This window comes from Deltaproteobacteria bacterium, from assembly GCA_011773515.1.
GTDB lineage: Bacteria > Desulfobacterota > Deferrimicrobia > J040 > J040 > WVXK01.
Genome location: WVXK01000058.1, coordinates 17978 through 19306, shown reverse-complemented (window position 1 = coordinate 19306; position 1329 = coordinate 17978). Strand labels below are relative to the sequence as shown.

Here is a 1329-nt window from a genome sequence, read left to right as displayed (position 1 = left end):
CATCTTCAGCCGGTGCTGGTTCGTGCGCCCACGAGCTCGATGACGGTAATTTCGGGCGGTGTGAGGAACCTCATGGGCGGCCCCCACGTTCCGGCGCCGGGGGTGACGTAGAGCAGCTTTCCCTGCTCGAGCGAGTAAAGCCCCCTGAGCTTGGGGTAATATCCCAGCGTGACGTACCGGAAGGGAAAGAGCTGTCCCCCGTGGGTATGGCCTGACAGCTGGAGGTCGAAGTCGACGCCGTCCCCGGTGTTTCCCGGGGGAGGGCGGTGTTTCAGGTAGAGGGTGAACAGGCCCGCGCCATTTTCCCCCGGCCCACGGCAGTATCTCAGTCCATCCGCATCTTTACCGGCGGCCTTATCGTCTGCTCCGGCGATGCGGATGATCCCCCCGGCAACGGCAGTTTCGTTGCGCAGGACCCGGAACCCCGCCTCTTCCATGAACGCGATCGACTTATCCAGCCCTGCCGATACCTCGTGGTTCCCCACGACGGCGAACTTTCCAAGGGGCGCCTGGATACCTTTGAATATCCCCTCCAGCCCGGAAAGATATGCCGGCCTGGAATCGATGAGGTCACCCGTCGACACGAGGATGTGGGGGGTTACATCAGCGATTTTCGCGGCGATCCGCTGCGCCCTCCTTTTTCCCACCACGGGCCCCAGGTGGACATCGGAAATCTGGGCTATCCGCAGACGGTCCACGCTGCGGGGCAGCTTTTCGGTCTCTATCACGACCCGTTTGACCCGGGGAAAGTAAGCCTCCATGAGTGCGTAGCCGCTCAGGACGATTGACAAAAAAAGTGACAGGATGAACCTGTCCATCTGGCTCGTGGATACGATATCGGGGACATTGTTTGCAAGCGCGCTGGCCGTGCCGAGCAAGAGCGTTGCGATGTCGATGGATGTGGTGACGAAGAGGAACAGGAGCACGAAGCCCATCCAGGAATAGCCGGCCCAGAAAGCGATTCGGGCAGCCCGCGACGGCCCCCCCCTCCGGAGGGTGATGTGAACGGCGGCGGGCAGGACGAGGCAGACTGCCAGGAAGGGCAGAAACAGGCCGAGCGACAGACCCGGGCCGAGGGAGAACGCCCCTTTTGCCTTGAAAAATATGTAGAGACAGCAAAACCCGATGAGCCCCAGGAACCTGGGGGAGATGTCGGATGCGTTTATATTACGCTTCTTCGCCGCCACGCTTTCCTCCGCCTGCTTCTCTGTTATTTTATGCTCGCCGGGTACGGGTCCTTTTCCCTGTCCCCCGCTTTTTTGCTTCGGCTGCCGCGCAAACATAAATATCCCTTTTATCAGAAAATATGCCCTTTGTACATACATCCGT

General features: G+C 60.1%; 1 protein-coding gene. It reads right to left on the bottom strand.

The genetic code is table 11. The features are described 5' to 3' along the window. Positions 1 to 5: 5 nt before the first annotated feature. The gene (locus tag GTN70_06595; GenBank protein NIO16655.1) at positions 6 to 1187 is read right to left on the bottom strand and encodes a metallophosphoesterase; all 1182 of its coding nucleotides are present in this window, start codon (positions 1185 to 1187) and stop codon (positions 6 to 8) included. Between the last annotated feature and the right edge of the window lie 142 nt (positions 1188 to 1329).